Genomic DNA, 18,642 nt, shown 5'->3' with positions numbered 1-18,642 from the left:
GCTTCTCTTTTTTTAATTCGTTTTTTGTGAGTTTTTCATTAGTACTGGATAAAGAATAAGACCTAATACGAACAATCCAATTCCTAAGAAGAACGTTTTTAAATCAGCAGTTCCGGTTTTGATAACCCAAATAGAGTATACAAATGCTAATGTGGTAATGATCCCATCCTTTATTCGAGAGCCAGGCATTATATCATACGTTTCTCCTGTAATAACCAATTTGAATTGGTACAGCGTAGAAACAAGGTATGGAATTAAATAAGCTAATGTTGCTACAACGATAGCGAAATTATAAGCTTCTGATACGGTACCAGAAATCGTTGAGAATAAGAAAATTTGCGTCATCACATTTGTAATAAATAATGATTTTGAAGGACTACCTTTTTTATTTGTTTTCGCGAAAAACTTAGGGAAAAGTCCATTCTTGGCTGCCTGGTAAGGTACTTCTGAACTAACAACGATCCAGCCAACTGTAGATCCAAATAAAGATACAAGTGCAAGTAAAGCCATGATATAGGCACCTTTATTGCCAATTGCTAAATTTAATGCGTCTACTAATGGTTTTTGAGATTCTTTTAAAGCATCTTGCGAGAGAGCTCCCATTGTAAGTAAAGTAATTGACATGTAAATAAGAAGAGCGATAATCAACCCGAAAATGGTAGCTTTTTTTACATCGCGCTGAGATTTTGCACGGTTAGAAAGCATTACAGCAGATTCAATACCGATAAATGCCCAAAGTGTTGCGATAGCAGCTGAATTGATTTGTCCACCTAACGAAATTGATTGTCCTGCTTCATTCATAAATGTTTGACCGTCTCCGAAATTAGAGGCATTGAAAATGAATAATGTGATTACAATAAACATTGTAAATCCAATAATTTTTGCAATGGTAGCAAGAAGATTCATATTTCCAGCTCGGTCAATATTTTGAGAAAGAATATATTGAATTCCCCATAGCATAAGGCTACATACGAGGAAAGTTAGTCCTTTTCCGAGTTCTAGTGAAAATCCGTTCGTAGAAAAGAGAATTTGCTTACTTTGTAAAACTGGAAAGAATGTTGATAAATATCCAGCAAAGGAAATAATAACAGATGCTGTTGCAGCCCAGTTCGCAGCCCAATACCCCCATGCCATACTATATCCTGCAACTTTACCCGCTTTTTTTGAAGGGAACATCGCTTGAGCATAACTTTGTGGTCCAGCTTTTAATTCTGGTTTTCGGATTGCTAAATTTCCAAATACGAGTGCAATCATAAATACGCCAAGACCTGTAATACTCCATGCAAGTGTAGAACCCATTGGACCTGATACGTGTGCTAAATTTGCTGGGAGCATAAATACGCCACCGCCAACCATATTTCCGATTACAAAAGCTGTTAAAATCCATAATCCCCATTTTTTCGTTTCCATTTTTGTTAACTCCTTTGTAGTAAGTTTTGCTTAAACATCATTTTTTACTAGCTTTTTGGCAATAAAAAAAGAGCCATGTAGATAAAAAATACCTACATGGCTCTTCGCCTAACGTAGGTACAACGGGAATAACCCTTGTACCTACGCGTAATTTTTCCGCTAGGTTTCAAGGGTTACGTATGATGATGATGTTTTTGTGCAAATGTAACTACAATTGTTGTATAAGTAAGCATAGTTCTTTGCTCCCTTTCTCCTCTGATTTTGAAGTTAGTATACTACATGTTTTTTTGAATGAAAAGAAAAATATAAAAATTTTTATAAAAATACGTTTTAGAGATTAAATATTTACCTGTATTTTTCCTATACTGGAAAATAAGTGAGAGATTGGCAGAAGAGTGTAGCATGGTATAATACATATAGAATTAGAAGGTGACAAGGGGCTATTGTAGATGATGAGTAAGTATGAACAAATTTATACAGAAATCAGTAAGTCTATTGATAATAAGCGATTAAAAGAGGGATGCAAAATCCCATCCGAAACTGAATTAATGAAGCAGTATGAAGCAAGCCGCGGTACGGTAAGAAAAGCTGTAGATTTATTACAAGAGCGTGGATATGTTCAAAAAATACATGGAAAAGGTGTTTTTGTTTTAAAGCGAAAAAACATTGAATTCAACTTTGGTGGTATTGTAAGTTTCCAAGAAGAAAATGAACGTTTAGGACGCCATTGTATTACAGAAGTCGTGGAAATGGAGAAAGTAAAAGCGACAAAAGAAGTTGCAAAGCTATTAAATGTGAAAGAGAAAACAGAAATAGATCATATTAAACGAGTACGAAATATTGATGGAGAAAAAGTAATTTTGGATATTAATCATTTTGTATCGGAATATATTCCTGGATTAACGAGTGAAATTGCAGCGGAATCCATTTATAAATACATTGAGAAAGAATTAGGTCTTCATATTAGTTACTCACAGAGGGTAATTGAAGTGCAGCCATGTACAGAGGACGATAGAGAGTATTTAGATTTAAATGGAACAGACTATGTTGTCGTTGTGAAAAACTTTACGCATTTTTATGATGGAAGTCAGTTCGAATATACAGAATCACGCCATCGTTTAGATATTTTTCATTTTTCGGATGTGGCGCGGAGAAAATAAGGAGATGGAACGAAATAACGTTTCATCTCTTTTTTTTATAAAAAAATCACAAACTCGTATATACGAGTGTTGACTAACTTATATATACGAGTTAATATGTAATTGTAAACGGTATCAAAAAAAGAAAAGAGGGACGGGAATATGGGGAAAGACTATCGTCAAACAGCAGAGGAAGTGTTGCAGTATATTGGTGGAAAAGACAATATTGAACAAGCTGCACATTGTGTAACGAGGCTCCGTATCGCTTTAAAAGATGAAAGTAAAATAGATAACGATAAATTACAGTCTGTTTCATTAGTGAAGGGAGCGTTTCATAACGCTGGAGTATTTCAAATTGTAATCGGTCCAGGAGATGTTGATCGAGTTTATGCCGAATTGATAACGCTTGCAGGTATGAAGGAAGCGACAGTAGCTGATGTAAAAGATTCTGGAAACCAAAAGTTAAATCCAGCTCAAAAGTTTGTAAAGGTATTTTCAGATGTATTTATGCCGATATTACCAGCCATCGTAACAGCTGGTTTACTAATGGGAATTAACAATCTATTAGGGGCAAAGGACTTATTTTTTGAAGGTAAAAATTTATTAGATGTGTATCCAAACTTAAGTGGGCTTTGGGATTTAATTAATATGATGGCGAATACAGCATTCGTATTCTTACCAGCACTTGTCGGTTGGTCAGCAACGAAGCGTTTTGGTGGTAGCCCGATATTAGGGATTGTTATGGGATTAATGCTTGTGCATCCAGCCTTATTAAACGCGTGGGATTATGGAAAAGCAGCGACTGGTTTAGATGGACAAAAGATTGAGTACTTCGATATTTTAGGATTATTTCAAATTGAAAAGGTAGGGTATCAAGGTCAAATTCTACCGGTTTTAGTAGCAGCATTTGTATTAAGTAAAGTGGAAATCTTCTTAAAGAAACATGTACCAAATGCAATTCAATTATTAGTTGTACCAATTACAACGATTGTCGTAACAGGTGTGTTAGCATTAGGAATTATTGGTCCAGTTACACGTCATATTGGAGATTTATTAACAGTTGGATTAGTAGGTGTATATGAAACAGTACCAGTAGTTGGAGCAATATTGTTTGGAGCATTATATGCACCGCTTGTAATTACAGGTATGCATCATATGTTTATTGCTATCGACTTACAATTAATTGCACAGCACGGTGGTACATTCATTTGGCCAATGATTGCTCTTTCTAACATTGCGCAAGGTAGTGCGGCACTTGCGATGTTCTGGATTTCTAAAAATCAAAATGATAAAAGCATGGCATCTACATCAGCAATCTCAGCATATTTCGGTATTACAGAGCCAGCTATGTTTGGTGTAAACTTACGAAATAAATTCCCGTTCTATGCAGCGATTATAGGATCGGCTATTGCAGCTATATTTATTACGTTAAATGGTGTATTAGCACCTGCTATTGGAATTGGCGGATTACCAGCATTTATTTCTATCATTCCGAAATCGATTCCAATGTTTATTGTAGGAATGATTATCGCGATTGTAATCCCATTTACGTTAACATGGTTATTTGCAAAACGAGTAAAACAGAAGTAGGAGGAAGTTAAACATGAAGGATTGGCATAAAAGTGTAGTTTATCAAATTTATCCGAAGAGCTTTAATAGCTATTACAATAAAGAAACCGGTGATATAAAAGGAGTTACAGAGAAACTAGATTATTTAAAAGAACTCGGAGTAGATTATATTTGGTTAACACCGATATACCAATCACCACAAAATGATAATGGATACGATGTAAGTGATTACTACAGTATTGATTCATCTTACGGAACGATGGAAGAGTTTGAAGAGCTTTTAGAAGAAGCAAAGGCACGTAACATTGAAATTATGCTCGACATTGTTGTAAATCATAGTTCTACGGAGCATAAGTGGTTTAAGGAAGCAAAGGAAGATAAAAATAGTCCATATCGTAATTACTATATTTGGCGTGATGAAAAAAATAATTGGCAATCTAAGTTTGGTGGGTCTGCTTGGAAATATGATGAGAAGACAGAGCAATATTTTTTACATCTATTTGATGAGACACAAGCTGATTTAAATTGGGAAAATAAAAAACTTCGTGAAGAAGTATATGATATGATGCGTTTTTGGCTTGATAAAGGGGTAACTGGATTCCGATTAGATGTTATTAATTTAATTTCAAAAGATCAACAGTTCTTAAATGATGACGGAAGTACGGCGACAAGCGATGGGCGTAAATATTATACAGATGGCCCGCGCGTTCATGAATATTTACAAGAGATGAACCGAAAGGTTTTTGAAGGGAAAGATGTAATTACAGTTGGAGAAATGTCATCTACGACAATTGATAATTGTATTAAATATTCAAACCCTGAGCGTAATGAATTAAGTATGACGTTTAGTTTCCATCATTTAAAAGTAGATTATCCGAATGGAGATAAGTGGACGCAAGCTGATTTTGATTTCATTAAATTAAAAGAGATTATGTCTAATTGGCAAATTGAAATGCAAAAGGGCGGAGGATGGAATGCGTTGTTCTGGTGTAATCATGACCAGCCTCGTATTGTGTCACGCTTCGGTGATGATAGAAAGTACCGAAATGAATCTGCGAAAATGTTAGCGACAGCTATGCATATGTTGCAAGGAACACCTTACATTTATCAAGGCGAAGAAATCGGTATGACGAATCCTAAATTCGAGTCCATCGAGCAATATCGCGATGTGGAATCGTTAAATATACACGATATAAAGCTAGAAGAAGGATTATCAAAAGAAGAGATTATCGGGATTTTAAAACAAAAATCTCGTGACAACTCTCGTACTCCGATGCAGTGGAATGAAAAGGTGAACAGTGGTTTTACAACAAGTACACCTTGGATTTCAGTTGCTGAGAATTATAAAGAGATTAATGTAGAAAAAGCATTAGAAGATAAAGAGTCTGTATTTTATCATTATAAAAAGTTAATAGAACTTAGAAAAACGTATGATGTAATTACAGAAGGAGAATATGCTATTTTAGATGAAAATCATGCTAAGATTTGGGCATATACTCGTACTACAGAGAGTGAAGTGCTACTTGTTATTAATAACTTCTATGGAGAAGAAATAACGTACTCTGTACCAGCTCATGTTCAATTAGATGGGATGAAGCAAGAAGTACTACTGTCGAATTATAAAGATTTCAGCAAGGATATTACAAAACTTAACTTAAGACCATATGAGGCAATTGTCTATCGATATACGAAATAAAAGGTTGTATGCCCGCGTGGCATACAACCTTTTATTTTAAGACACCGCTATACAAAATGCTTACCTCTACCTCAGGCTTAAATTTTACTTTTGCATAATCTTTATTCCAATTTTTTTTCTTCCATAAGTCAGGGTGATAAGCGATAAGATGTCTTCCAATACCGAAAGCATCACAATTTGCTTTTTGTAACTTTTTCGTTATCTTTTTAGCTTCTTTCGTAAGCTGTTTAGACAATTCTTTGTTTAGTTTGGCTCTTTCATCCATTTTGTAAAGATTATCTCTCGGAGCTTCAAGCGCTATAACTTTTAATTGAAGCTTAATGTGAGCATAAACATTTCCTTTTTTATCCGTTGTTATTTTTAAGTCTCGTTTTAACTTTCGATTGCTAATTTCCATTGTTAAATAATCAGATGTCTTCTCTGATTCATCGCTAGTAAGTTTTTGGGTTATACGGGCACTTGTTCCCATTTTTCCGGTTAATAACACGAATAAAACAGAATGTTTCAAAGGTAAATGCCCAGTTAATTTATCATTATTAAATAAAGCTAACCCGTTTGTAATTACTTCTTTTCCTTTTATTTTTATAGACGGGAGGGTGAAATCTTTCCCGGGATCTAACATTTTTGTAGCAGCTGTTTCTAAAGTTTCTTTTGGAAATACACTCATATCTTCTAAGCTTTTCACTTTTTTCTTTAGAAAATCTCCAATTAGTAAATTTCCTACTTTCTTTTTTTCGAGTATCTCGGACGTTTCACCATCTACTGCAATAAGTTTTACTAAAGCAGTTGGGTTTGTTGGGTCACGAAAGCTGACATCTAAATAGGGTAGTATACCTTTTTTTAGAATTTTGGTTCCTAGTAATTGAACACCATATTTGAAATAGCGAATATTCCCAGTCACATTTTTTTTTAGGGCATCGCTTGTATCCCTTATGTTATGCCCGGTTGCTGAATGTATTTCATTTTCGAATGAAGATTGCTCTCCGCTCGAACTTTTTACGAGCTCGATTGTTTGCTGGAGTTTATTCTCTTCCGTAATATCAGATCCAATACTATAAGCTAACCTTGCTTCCCTTAATGGTTCTTGATCCCAACAGCCAGAAAGGAGGGAACTAGTACATAATATAAAAAGTAATTTAAATCTTTTTTTGAACATACTGTTCTCCTTTCTTCTTTCTTATTACTGAATAGAGTAGAAATAAAAGAGGGAGGACAACGATGAAAATATAGGTGAACTTATCAGTGAAAGTTGCAATTACTTTTAATTCTTCAGGTGTATCTATAAATAGGGCTACACTAAAAGCAATAATACCAACGATTGGAACAGCCTTTTTATGATTAGCAAGATTGAAGATATGTCTAATTCCGATTGAAGCAGCGCAATAATAACTCGCAATAGAAGCCACAACTGTTATCATCCATATTGGAATGAATAGTAAATCAGTCCGGTCTATAATCCCGATATGCAAGGAGCGTAATAAGTAAGCAACTGGCTCTGGGATAAGTTCAATTTGTTTTGGACTAAATACGATAAAGCAAATCCAAACAGTAAAAGTATAAAAAAGAGTTACAAATCCATTAGCGATAGAAATGGCCTTCAGTTTTGCCACAGAATTCCCATTTACTTTTGGGAAAGCGATAAGAATAATTTCAAAACCATACATGGCTGTAATTGTTTCTTTCGATGCTTGAATAATATTCCACCATCCAGCCTCTGTAATGGGAAAAATATAAGAAAAATCAGCTCGGGAAAGCCCTAGGGCAATTAAAAGCGCCATAGGTAAAATGAGAATAGAGGCCATGACATAAAATCGTACCATGACTTTAAACGTATTATAAGCTACATAACAACAAGCTATTGTAAATAACATAAGAATGGCATACCACGGAGTTGCTTGTAATATCCAAACTTTAACGACATTACAAACATTCAACATAACCGTCATACCGATAAGGGTAAAATAAAAAACATAAGCAAAACCTAATAGTTTTCCAAACTTATTACCAAATAGCATACAAACACTTTCATACATATCTGCATCAGGAAATCGTTTTAAGAAAAGCCACATAAGTAAAATGATAAGTTGAATTGCAAGTCCAGCGATGAGTGCAGAAATCCATCCACCACCTTTAGCAATTGGGTGAAGACGGTTAGGGAGAGAAAGTATACCAACTCCGATTTGGCATTGAATAACGAAAAAGGTAAATTGAACTAGCGAGATTTTACTTTGCGTGTTTGTCACCGTCCTCATCCTCTCTCGTTACATGTTGTCGTTGCATTTTTTTCGGTTTTGGATCATGTGGTCGTTCCCAAAATGACCAAATTGGTAGTCTTACGAAAGAATCTTTCATATCTTTAATCCGCATCGGGGCAACAGGAGAAAGATATGGTGTATGAAAAGAATGAAGCTGACATAAGTGAACGAAAGTTATAATTAGACCGAATGATATTCCAATATATCCGAATATAGCAGCAAGGAGCATTAATGGAAAACGAAGAATTCGAACTGCTGAACTCATATCGTTTGATGGAACGAGAAAAGATGAAATTGCAGTTAAAGCTACAACGATAATCATTGTGTAAGAAACAAGTCCAGCTTTTACAATTGCATCACCAATTACTAAACCACCTACAATACCGATTGTTTGTCCAACGCGGCTCGGCAAGCGAATACCAGCTTCTCGTAACAATTCAAAGATTAATTCCATTAAGAGAGCTTCAAAAATAGGAGGAAGCGGTACTTTCTCTAATGAAGCTTTAATTGTATACACAAGTTCGAGCGGCAACACATCGGGATGAAAAGCGACAGTTGCAATATAAAAAGCTGGCAAGAGAAAGGCAATTAAAAAACTTACTAAGCGAATCATTCGGATAAAAGAACCGACAATCCAGCGGTTATTATAATCATCTGGTGATTGATAAAAAGCGAATAACGTAACAGGTACGATGAGCACTGTTGGATCTCCGTCAGATAAAATAGCAACTCGTCCTTCCATTAAATTTGCTGCGACTCTATCTGGACGCTCTGTATTTAATTGCTGCGGAAATGGCGAGAAAGACGTATCCTCTATAAATTCTTGTATGTATCCTGGTGGCATAAGTGCATCCGTTTTAATTGTTTCTAATCTTCTTTTCACTTCTGTAACTAAATCGTCATTCGCTATATTTTGCATATAAGCAATTGCTACTTTCGTGTGCATTTCTTCACCAATTGTAAAATACTTAACAACTAAATTTGAACTCTTAATGAGTTTACGAATAGAGGTTAAATTAGTTGCTAGGTCCTCTACAAAACCAGTATGTGGACCGCGCACAACCCCTTCATTATCAGGCTCTGCTATATCTCTCTTTAAAGATAAAGCTGTTTCGAAAATACAAAAACTAACGACATGTTCATGAAAATATAATGATTTACCTTGTAATAAAAGTTGTATCCCATAATTTAAATTCGTTTCTTTTTTCATATTTAACGTAGAAAAAGCTTTATCTAATGATAAATCCGACCGCGTTAATAATGGCTCAAGAGCTAATTGATGAATTAGATTTGGAGCTGCTAAAGATTCAATATATATGATCGTTCCTTTTCCGTTTTGAAAAGGGACATCTAATTTTTTTATATCATCTGAGTGACAGAGCTTATTTTCAATGTAATTAATATTTTCCGGAAGTGATGGAAACATATGCTTTTTGCTATTATTTTGTTGTGAATTTTCCTGTTCAGTCATAATTTCCACCTCTATTAGAATAAAGTCACTCCTGTTAATTTTTGCTTTTTGTGAGAAATTTATGCTTGGATTATTTGGAAAAAAATCTTGAAAGTTACGTTACGTCATCTTTTATACTTAAGGAAATACGGAGTAGAGGGATGGTGTATATGATTTTGAAAAATATGTGGGGATGGAAAGAAATTTTATATTTATTAGTTTTCGTATTTCTAATTGTCCCAGTAACAGTTGAATCTCTTTTTTATAACTATGCTTTAAAAATAATAGGGAACTCATTATATGCCGGAGTATTAATGGGATTTATAATGGCAGTGATATTTACTACTGTAGTTTATCTTTTTTGTATAAAAAGATATCAACTATCTTGGAAAGATATTGGAATCCGAAAGCTTTCATGGAAAGATTTTTTATGGACGGTTATAGCATTGATTACCTTAATTGTAGTTAGTGTTGCTGTATTAATGATAATGGAGAAAATGGGTATTTCTTTTGAAAATAGTAAAACGGAGACGGTCCAAAATAATAAATCAATATATTCGTTCTGTATCGCGGTAATTGGAGCAGCAGTTATATCACCAATTTATGAAGAGATTTTATATCGAGGTGTTTTTTATACATTTTTTCGTGATAGATATGGTATATGGGGTGGAGTGCTTATAAGTTCTATAATATTTACCGTTGTTCATATTCCAACATATAACACATTACCAGTGAATTTCTTAAGTGGAGTAGTATTTGCGTGGTTATATGAGAAAACAAATTCTATTTTATCAGCTATAATTGCCCACGCACTATTTAATTTCATAGCAGTACTTTTAACATTTGTGTCGAATTAAGAAGATATATAGGAGGGATACATATGGAAATAGCTGTAGAACGTGTTTTTACAAAAGAGGTTTTAAAAAGAGCAGCGAGTTTGTTTCATGTAACAGTGGAAGAGAAGCCACTTGGAGATTTTGAAAATTATATTTTTAAGGCGAAGGGCGATCGTGGTGAAGATTACGTATTACGTTTAACTCACTCTTCTCATCGTTCTAAAAAGGGAGTCGAAGCTGAACTAGATTTTTTACGATATGTCGCGGAGAATGGGGCAAAGGTAGCAGGACCTCTTTATTCAACGTCTCAAAATCTTGTAGAAGAAATTAGAGCAGAGGATGAAACTTTCTTTTTCGCTTCCTTATTTACATATGCAAAAGGTGAGCAAGTAAAAGGAGAAGAATCTCCTTATTGGGGAGAGACTTACTTTGAAGCATGGGGAAAAGCGATTGGCCAACTGCATCGCCTAACAATGAACTATCCTAAAACAGACTATCGTGATACGTGGGAAGAAGACGAAAGTGGGATTGTTAATGAATTAGAAGATGATCAAGTGAAAAAGATTGCAGCGGTATTAATGGATGAAATAAAGGCTCTTCCAATTGAAAGAGAAACGTTCGGCCTTATGCACGGTGATATCCATCCCGGTAATTTTCATTATGATGGTAAAGAGCTAACAATCTTTGATTTTGATGATGCGGCTTATAATTACTTTATACATGATTTAGCGATGGTTCTCTATTACTCTGTTCTATTTACACCGTGGACAGCGGAAGAGAAGACAGACTTTGCTCGTAAACAGCTACAAGTGTTACGAAAAGGCTATGAGTATGAGCACAGACTAGCGGATAGTTGGTACGAATCGTTACCGTTGTTTTTACGTCTACGTGATGTTGGTTTATACGGTACACTTCAAAAGAAGTTTAAGGGGAAAGATATGCCAGATAACTTCCGAGAATTATCAGAAGAGCTATATGAAAGAATTATAAAAAGAGAAGCAATTGTGAATATATAATACATTTTTGTGAAAACAAAGTATACAGAATAAATGTATGCTTTGTTTTTTTATACAAAAATATGTTTGTTTTATTAAAATAATATTGTTATAGATTCGGTATACACTTATAATTTTATATATATTCTGAATATTCTTTATAAAGGAGGAGGGGGAATGTTGGAAGCTTTCGTAAATTGGTTAAATAATATTGTTTGGAGTCCAGCACTTGTTTATTTATGTTTAGGAGTAGGTTTATATTTTTCCATTCGAACGAGGTTTTTACAAGTAAGGCATGTAGGCGAAATGGTGAAGCTGACATTTCAAGGTGAAAAATCAGAGGCTGGTGTTTCTTCATTCCAAGCGTTAGCACTTTCGTTATCAGGGCGCGTCGGGACAGGGAATATAGCTGGGGTAGCAACAGCGGTTGCATTCGGTGGACCAGGAGCTGTATTTTGGATGTGGGCAGTGGCCTTTTTAGGAGCAGGATCAGCTTATGTAGAATCTACATTAGCACAAATATATAAGACGAAACATCAAGGGCAGTTTCGTGGTGGACCTGCTTATTACATTGAAAAAGGTTTAGGTGTGAAATGGTATGCATTAGTATTCGTTGCAGCGACAATTCTTGCAACGGGGCTTTTACTACCAGGTGTGCAAGCAAATAGTATTGCTGTAAGTTTAGAAACAGCTTTTGGAATTAACACTACCGTATCAGGGGCTTTATTAGTTGTTGTATTAGCTCTTATCATCTTCGGTGGAGTAAAGCGAATTGTTAACGTGGCACAAGTTGTCGTACCGTTTATGGCAGTAGGTTATATTTTAGTAGCTTGCGTTATTGTTGCTATGAATATTGAAAAGTTGCCAGAAGCATTTATGTTAATTATAAGAAGTGCTTTTGCATTAGAGGCGGCTTTCGGTGGTATTATCGGTTTAGCAATTTCTTGGGGAGTAAAACGTGGTATTTATTCCAATGAAGCAGGGCAAGGAACTGGACCACATGCAGCAGCTGCTGCGGAAGTATCACATCCAGCTAAACAAGGTTTAGTGCAAGCATTTTCCGTTTACATTGATACATTATTTGTTTGTTCAGCAACAGCATTTATGATGATTATTACAGGCATGTATAACGTATTTGATGCAAGCGGAAAAAACTTTATCGTAAATAAATTAAATGGTGCTCAGCCAGGACCGGGATATACACAAGCTGCGGTAGAATCTGTTTTCCCTGGATTTGGAAACGGTTTCGTTGCAATCTCGTTACTATTCTTTGCATTTACAACAATTATGGCGTATTACTACATTGCAGAAACGAATATCGCATACTTAAATCGTGATAAAGACCGTCCTTGGCTGTCTATGGTACTAAAATTTGTATTTTTAGGAGCTGTATTCTACGGTTGTATAAAAACAGCAGCAACGGCGTGGGCTTTAGGTGACATCGGTGTAGGAATTATGGCATGGGTAAATATCATTGCGATTTTACTATTACAAAAACCTGCATTAGTTGCATTAAAGGATTATGAAAAGCAGAAAAAAGAAGGAAAAGATCCGGTATTCGATCCAGGGCCATTAGGAATTAAAAATGCTGATTTCTGGGAGCATGAATACGGGAAAGATAAGAAAGAAGAAGTATCTTAATAGAATAGAAATGAAGAAGCAAAGGGAAATCCCTTTGCTTTTTTTATGGACAAAATGAGGCTGGAAGTTATTTTTTTGCCTATTTTTGAATATAAAAAGAATGTACATGCTTTGTTAGGGGAAGGAGGGGGAGAGTATGTTGATAGAGTTTCGTAATGTAAATAAATATTATGGCAACTTTCAAGTTTTAAAAGATATTAATGTGCAAGTGAAAAAAGGTGAAGTGGTAGTAGTTGTTGGTCCTTCAGGATCAGGAAAAAGCACGTTGCTTCGGTGTATAAATCAGCTAGAGACAATTACAGATGGAGAGTTACTTGTACAAAATACGGAGGTACACAATACAAAAACAGATATGAATGAATTACGCCGGAATATTGGGATGGTCTTTCAACATTTTTATTTATATCCACATAAAACGGTTCTTCAAAATATTACACTAGCACCGATTAAAGTAAATAAAGTTTCAAAAGAGGAAGCTGAGCAAACAGCGATGTTTTATTTAGAGAAAGTAGGAATTCCGGAGAAGGCTAGTGTATACCCGCATCAATTATCCGGAGGACAACAGCAAAGGGTAGCGATTGCTAGGGGATTGGCAATGCAGCCGGAAATTATGCTATTCGATGAGCCTACGTCTGCTCTTGATCCGGAGATGATTGGGGAAGTACTTGATGTTATGAAAACACTAGCTAAAGAAGGAATGACAATGGTCGTTGTCACGCATGAAATGGGATTTGCGCGAGAAGTAGCAGATCGGATCTTATTTATGGATGATGGTCAAATTATTGAAGATACGACACCAACACAATTTTTTGCAAATCCTGAACAGGAAAGAGCTCGTCTATTTTTAAGCCGAGTGTTAAATCATTAAAGGAGGAATTTCATGCTTAAAATGAAAAAGCTGTTTACGTTAATCGTATTCTCATGTTTATTCGTACTTGTCGTTGCCGGATGTGGAAGTAAAAAAGATGAGGCGAAAGAAACGAATACGAAGCAAGGTGGGGCTGTTGAGCAAATTAAAAAGCGCGGGAAACTAGTAGTTGGGGTGAAGAATGATACGAACTTATTTGGATTAAAAAATCCTTCCACTGGGCAGGTAGAAGGATTTGATGTTGATGTCGCGAAAGCACTTGCGAAAAAAATTCTCGGAGATGAAAAGAAACTAGAATTAAAAGAAGTAACATCTAAAACGCGTATTCCACTATTGAAAAACGGTGATATTGATGCAATTATCGCAACAATGACAATTACAGAAGAACGTAAAAAAGAAGTGGATTTTTCAGATGTATATTTTAAAGCGGGGCAATCGTTACTTGTGAAAAAAGGGAGCGATATTAAAAGTATTGATGATGTGAAAAAGGGTGTGAAAGTGTTAGCTGTAAAAGGTTCAACGTCTACAAATAATATTCGTCAAAAGTCACCAGAAGCGACTGTATTAGAATTTGAAAATTACAGTGAGGCATTTACGGCGTTAAAAGCGGGGAAAGGCGATGTTTTAACGACAGATAATGCGATTCTTTACGGCATGGCAAAACAAGATTCAAATTATGAAGTTGTAGGGAAAATTTTTACGGATGAACCGTACGGAATTGCAGTGCAAAAAGGTGCAGATGATTTGACGAAAGAGATTAATAGCTTACTAAAAGATATGAAAGCGAATGGGGAATACGATAAATTGTATGAAAAATGGATTGGACAAAAACAAGAGAAGTAAAGTGAAACTTTAATTAGTGGGGCTTTATTTCTAGTGAATAGTAACAGTGAGAGGATGAGGGATGCTCATCCTCTTCTTGTAAAGAAAGAGGGGAGAATATGTGCCTGATTTTTCTATATTAACGAATAACATTGATATGTATTTAGAAGGCTTTAAGTATACAGTTATGTCTAGTGTAATTGCATTAATAGGAAGCTTTATTTTAGGAGTAATTTTGGCTGTAATGCGTATTGCACCTATTCGTATTTTAAATTGGATAGGATCAGTTTTTGTGGAGTTTGTAAGAAATATTCCACTTGTATTAATTGCATTTATATTCTATTTTGCTTTACCTGTAATAGGAATTACTTTAAATGGGTTTGTAGCAGGAACAGTTACGCTTACCGTATATACGGCAGCGTTTATTGCGGAAGTTATTCGCGCTGGTATTTTATCAGTCGCAAAAGGTCAAATGGAAGCAGCACGTTCCTCAGGATTGACTTATACGCAAGCAATGTACCATATCGTTTTACCCCAAGCGATGAAAATCGTAATTCCTCCTCTAGGAAATCAATTTCTCAATTTAGTAAAAAACTCTTCCATACTCGGAATTATCGCTGGTACGGATTTAATGTATCAAGGAGACTTAATTTCAACGAAGACATTGGTTACGTTCGACGTCTATATATTTGTCGGGATGTTTTATTTAATATTAACAATTCCGCTCAGTATGCTAGTGCGTTATTTAGAAAAACGCTTAGCAAAGGAGGCGGTGTAAATGGATTTTAAGGGAGCAATTACAGGAGATCATATTCTGTTTTTATTAAAAGGATTACTTATAACGCTAGAGGTAGCGCTCGTAGCGATTGTACTTAGCTTTATTATTGGTAGTGTAATAGGGATATTGCGGTATATGAAAATACCTATCGTCTCACAAGTATTAGGAATTATCGTTGAAGTAATTCGAAATTTACCACTACTTTTAATTATATTTTTCACGTATTTTGCACTTCCAGAAGCAGGCTTGAAATTAGAAATTATAACAGCTACAATTGTTGCTTTAACAATATTTGAAGCAGCAATGATATCTGAAATTGTTCGAAGTGGTTTATTATCTATTGAAAAAGGACAGATTGAGGCTGCAAGATCTTCAGGATTAACGTATGTTCAAGCGCTTTGGCACATTATTTTACCACAAGCATTAAGAAGAATGGTCCCGCCGCTTGTTAGTCAGTTTATTTCATTGCTGAAAGATACATCATTAGCAGTTGTTATATCACTGCCAGAGCTTATGCATAATGCTCAAATTATTAGCGGACAGAATGTGAATTATATGATTCCAACGTTTATAGTAGTAGCTTGTATGTACTTTATCATAAATTATAGTTTATCAATTTTATCGAGAAGATTAGAAATCCGTTAACCTTTACAATATATGTAAGGGTTTTTCCTAGTTTCTCCTTATTTTCCTTTAATTATAATCTAAATCTCGCGATAATTCGATTTTTTATATTGTTTTATCAGAAAAGTTTTAATTTTATATAGAAATTGTAATCGCTTTCGTGTATATTTTTATTATCAGAAAATTTTAACAAGATATAGGGGTATCGGTAGGGGGAGGATTTAGATGCAGCAATCAACGAATGAGAAATTACATCGTACGATGAAGAGTAGACATTTATTTATGATCGCACTAGGTGGTGTAATCGGGACTGGTTTTTTCTTAGGTTCAGGTTATACCATTAATCAGGCTGGACCAGGGGGAGCCATCCTTTCATATTTAGTGGGCGGATTTATTATGTATTTAACAATGCTTTGTCTTGGAGAGTTAACGGTAGCAATGCCGGTTTCAGGTTCTTTCCAAAAGTATGCGACGAAGTTTATTGGGCCAGGAACGGGCTTTATGATTGGCTGGCTATATTGGCTTGGTTGGGCAGTGACAGTAGGACTAGAATTAACGTCAATCGGTTTAATGATGAAAAGATGGTTTCCGAATGTTGATGTTTGGGTATGGTGTCTCGTATTCGGCGTTATTCTATATGCGTCAAACGCAATTTCGGCGAAAAGTTATGCTGAATTAGAATTCTGGTTCTCTAGTATTAAAGTAGTGACAATTCTTGCGTTTGTTGTTCTTGGTGGTGGTGCATTATTAGGGTTTATATCATATGACGGAAAAGAAGCAGCACCTCTTTTCTCTAACTTTGTAAGCGATGGTGGATTATTCCCGAATGGACTAGCTGCCGTATTACTTACAATGATTACGGTTAACTTCTCATTCCAAGGAACAGAGTTAATCGGGATTGCAGCGGGAGAAAGTGAAAATCCAGAAAAAACAATTCCACGTGCAATTCGTAATACAGTATGGCGCATTATGTTATTCTTCATTTTAACAATGACGATTTTAGTAGGATTAATTTCTTGGAAAGAAGCAGGGGTAATTGAAAGTCCATTCGTAGTCGTATTTGATAAAATCGGTATTCCATACGCAGCTGATATTATGAACTTCGTTATTATTACAGCGTTACTATCTGTAGCGAATTCAGGATTATATGCGGCAACTCGTATATTATGGTCACTTGCAAATGAAGGAATGGCACCAACATCGTTCCAGAAAGTAAATAAGCGTGGTATTCCAATTACAGCACTGGTTGTAACGATTGCAGTAGCTGGCCTTTCTTTATTCACAAGTTTCCTTGCAGAAGATACAGTATACATGTACTTATTATCTATAGCTGGTTTATCAGCTGTTTCAAGTTGGATCATTATTGCTTTATCGCAACTTCGCTTTAGAAGTCAGTATATAAAAGGCGGAGGAAAGTTAGAGGACTTAAAGTATAGAACACCGTTATATCCAATTGTTCCTATTTTAGCTTTAATTACAAATAGCATCGTTGTTATTAGTTTAGCGTTTATTCCAGAACAAAGAATGGCGTTATACTGTGGTATTCCATTTATCATTTTCTGCTATATATATTATTATATGAGTAAGAGACGGAAGAAACCGATGAAAGTGGAGATGGAAGCGAAGTATGAAAATAAAAATTAAGCATGATGGTATAGAGGCAGATTTATCGTATGGTCCATTAGCAATTGGAAAAGAAAATGGGTATTCACCGTTACAATTACTCGTTTCTTCTATCGCAGGATGTAGTGCAATTGTCTTTCAAACAATTTTAGAAAAGAAACGTATTACATACGATACGTTTACAATCGAAACGGAAATTGGTAGAAGTGAAGCTTTATCAAAACCAGTTGAAAGTGTTCATTTGCACTATAAAATTAAAGCACAAAACGTTACAGAAGAGCAATTGGACAAGGCACTACAACTTGCAGTGAAAAATTGCACGATTGTTCAATCGGTAAAAGATAGTATAAAAGTTACGGAAACAATTGAACTAATAAAGTGAAACATAAAAACGTGAGAATACGGCTCTCACGTTTTTATGTTTTAGAGAGAGGAGAAAGTGTAATGGAATGTTTAGGATGTAAATTAGCCAACGAACAAGAAATTATATATAAAATATATGAAGATGACTATGTAACATGTTTTTTAGATCATGAACCTTTTTATCCAGGTCATACTTTAATTGTGCCAAAGCAGCATGTTGTAGAAGTGGACGAATTGGATGATATTGTAGCGAAATCGATTATGGATGCTTCCAAGTTTATTGCAAAAGCGATTAAGCTATTATATAAACCAGATGGCGTTACAATTTGTCAAAATGGTGGAATCTTTAATGAGTTAACGCATTATCATATGCATGTCGTACCGAGATATAAAGAGCGCTCGTTTGCCGAGTTTTATACGGTACAACTAGGAGAAAAGAAGAATTATAACTTGGAAGAGACAAAGCATTTGTTGCAAGAAGCGATAGAGCAAATGCTGTTTACTGAAAAGGCGTAAGAGGGATTTTCTTAAGGGAACAGTCAGTAAAATTCTAATAAACAAAAGCCCAATTTC

At 35.2% G+C, this 18,642-nt stretch carries 17 protein-coding genes; 13 read left to right on the top strand and 4 right to left on the bottom strand.

Annotated features, from left to right (window positions below; translation table 11 throughout):
• Positions 1-12: 12 nt before the first annotated feature.
• Positions 13-1,410, bottom strand: a complete 1,398-nt coding sequence (locus DT250_RS26080) for an amino acid permease (protein ID WP_000448430.1) — start codon at positions 1,408-1,410, stop codon at positions 13-15.
• 449 nt (positions 1,411-1,859) lie between these two features.
• Between DT250_RS26080 and treR the strand changes: the two genes are divergently transcribed.
• The 3 genes from treR (at position 1,860) to treC (ending at position 5,814) form a co-directional block, all read left to right on the top strand.
• Entirely contained in the window at positions 1,860-2,570 is a 711-nt protein-coding gene (gene treR, locus DT250_RS26075) for a trehalose operon repressor (RefSeq protein WP_088061842.1), read from the top strand.
• A 141-nt stretch (positions 2,571-2,711) separates the two neighbouring features.
• On the top strand, positions 2,712-4,139 hold the full coding sequence (gene treP / locus DT250_RS26070) for a PTS system trehalose-specific EIIBC component (protein ID WP_149213926.1): 1,428 nt from the start codon (positions 2,712-2,714) through the stop codon (positions 4,137-4,139).
• Positions 4,140-4,152: 13 nt separating this feature from the next.
• Positions 4,153-5,814, top strand: coding sequence for an alpha,alpha-phosphotrehalase (gene treC / locus DT250_RS26065; RefSeq protein WP_149213925.1), 1,662 nt, complete (start codon positions 4,153-4,155; stop codon positions 5,812-5,814).
• A 31-nt stretch (positions 5,815-5,845) separates the two neighbouring features.
• Here treC and gerKC read toward each other — a convergent pair whose 3' ends face one another.
• The 3 genes from gerKC to gerKA are packed head-to-tail and all read right to left on the bottom strand — an operon-like array spanning position 5,846 to position 9,540.
• The gene (gerKC, locus tag DT250_RS26060; RefSeq protein ID WP_000474009.1) at positions 5,846-6,970 is read right to left on the bottom strand and encodes a spore germination protein GerKC; all 1,125 of its coding nucleotides are present in this window, start codon (positions 6,968-6,970) and stop codon (positions 5,846-5,848) included.
• Entirely contained in the window at positions 6,951-8,057 is a 1,107-nt protein-coding gene (locus DT250_RS26055) for a GerAB/ArcD/ProY family transporter (RefSeq protein WP_060487006.1), read from the bottom strand. The genes gerKC and DT250_RS26055 overlap by 20 nt, the downstream gene beginning before the upstream one ends.
• Positions 8,038-9,540, bottom strand: a complete 1,503-nt coding sequence (gerKA, locus tag DT250_RS26050; RefSeq protein ID WP_149213924.1) for a spore germination protein GerKA — start codon at positions 9,538-9,540, stop codon at positions 8,038-8,040. Before gerKA ends, DT250_RS26055 begins: the two co-directional genes overlap by 20 nt.
• Positions 9,541-9,689: 149 nt before the next feature.
• On the opposite strand from gerKA, the gene DT250_RS26045 reads away from it, so the two are divergent.
• The 10 genes from DT250_RS26045 to DT250_RS25995 all read left to right on the top strand — a co-directional run bounded on the left by DT250_RS26045 (position 9,690) and on the right by DT250_RS25995 (position 18,585).
• Positions 9,690-10,376: a CPBP family intramembrane glutamic endopeptidase gene (locus tag DT250_RS26045; protein WP_088121278.1), complete on the top strand. Its 687-nt coding sequence runs from the start codon at positions 9,690-9,692 to the stop codon at positions 10,374-10,376.
• Between the two features lie 23 nt (positions 10,377-10,399).
• Positions 10,400-11,371 carry a phosphotransferase enzyme family protein gene (locus tag DT250_RS26040; RefSeq protein WP_088061850.1) on the top strand — a complete coding sequence of 324 codons (972 nt, stop codon included), beginning with the start codon at positions 10,400-10,402 and terminating at the stop codon, positions 11,369-11,371.
• A 159-nt stretch (positions 11,372-11,530) separates the two neighbouring features.
• Positions 11,531-12,991, top strand: a complete 1,461-nt coding sequence (locus DT250_RS26035; RefSeq protein WP_000387178.1) for an alanine/glycine:cation symporter family protein — start codon at positions 11,531-11,533, stop codon at positions 12,989-12,991.
• A 136-nt stretch (positions 12,992-13,127) separates the two neighbouring features.
• Positions 13,128-13,859 (top strand): amino acid ABC transporter ATP-binding protein, encoded by a 732-nt coding sequence (locus tag DT250_RS26025; RefSeq protein ID WP_048541716.1) that lies wholly within the window; start codon positions 13,128-13,130, stop codon positions 13,857-13,859.
• Between the two features lie 12 nt (positions 13,860-13,871).
• Positions 13,872-14,702: a glutamine ABC transporter substrate-binding protein GlnH gene (glnH, locus tag DT250_RS26020; RefSeq protein ID WP_000916483.1), complete on the top strand. Its 831-nt coding sequence runs from the start codon at positions 13,872-13,874 to the stop codon at positions 14,700-14,702.
• A 100-nt stretch (positions 14,703-14,802) separates the two neighbouring features.
• Positions 14,803-15,459 carry an amino acid ABC transporter permease gene (locus DT250_RS26015; RefSeq protein ID WP_088080421.1) on the top strand — a complete coding sequence of 219 codons (657 nt, stop codon included), beginning with the start codon at positions 14,803-14,805 and terminating at the stop codon, positions 15,457-15,459.
• On the top strand, positions 15,460-16,104 hold the full coding sequence (locus DT250_RS26010) for an amino acid ABC transporter permease (RefSeq protein WP_048541720.1): 645 nt from the start codon (positions 15,460-15,462) through the stop codon (positions 16,102-16,104).
• Between the two features lie 204 nt (positions 16,105-16,308).
• Positions 16,309-17,727 carry an amino acid permease gene (locus DT250_RS26005; RefSeq protein ID WP_149213923.1) on the top strand — a complete coding sequence of 473 codons (1,419 nt, stop codon included), beginning with the start codon at positions 16,309-16,311 and terminating at the stop codon, positions 17,725-17,727.
• Positions 17,711-18,088 carry an OsmC family protein gene (locus DT250_RS26000; protein ID WP_149213922.1) on the top strand — a complete coding sequence of 126 codons (378 nt, stop codon included), beginning with the start codon at positions 17,711-17,713 and terminating at the stop codon, positions 18,086-18,088. Before DT250_RS26005 ends, DT250_RS26000 begins: the two co-directional genes overlap by 17 nt.
• A 62-nt stretch (positions 18,089-18,150) precedes the next feature.
• Entirely contained in the window at positions 18,151-18,585 is a 435-nt protein-coding gene (locus DT250_RS25995) for an HIT family protein (protein ID WP_149213921.1), read from the top strand.
• Positions 18,586-18,642 lie beyond the last annotated feature (57 nt).

This window comes from Bacillus sp. AR2-1 (assembly GCF_008368755.1).
Lineage (GTDB): Bacteria > Bacillota > Bacilli > Bacillales > Bacillaceae_G > Bacillus_A > Bacillus_A wiedmannii.
This window is presented reverse-complemented; position numbering and strand designations above follow the sequence as displayed.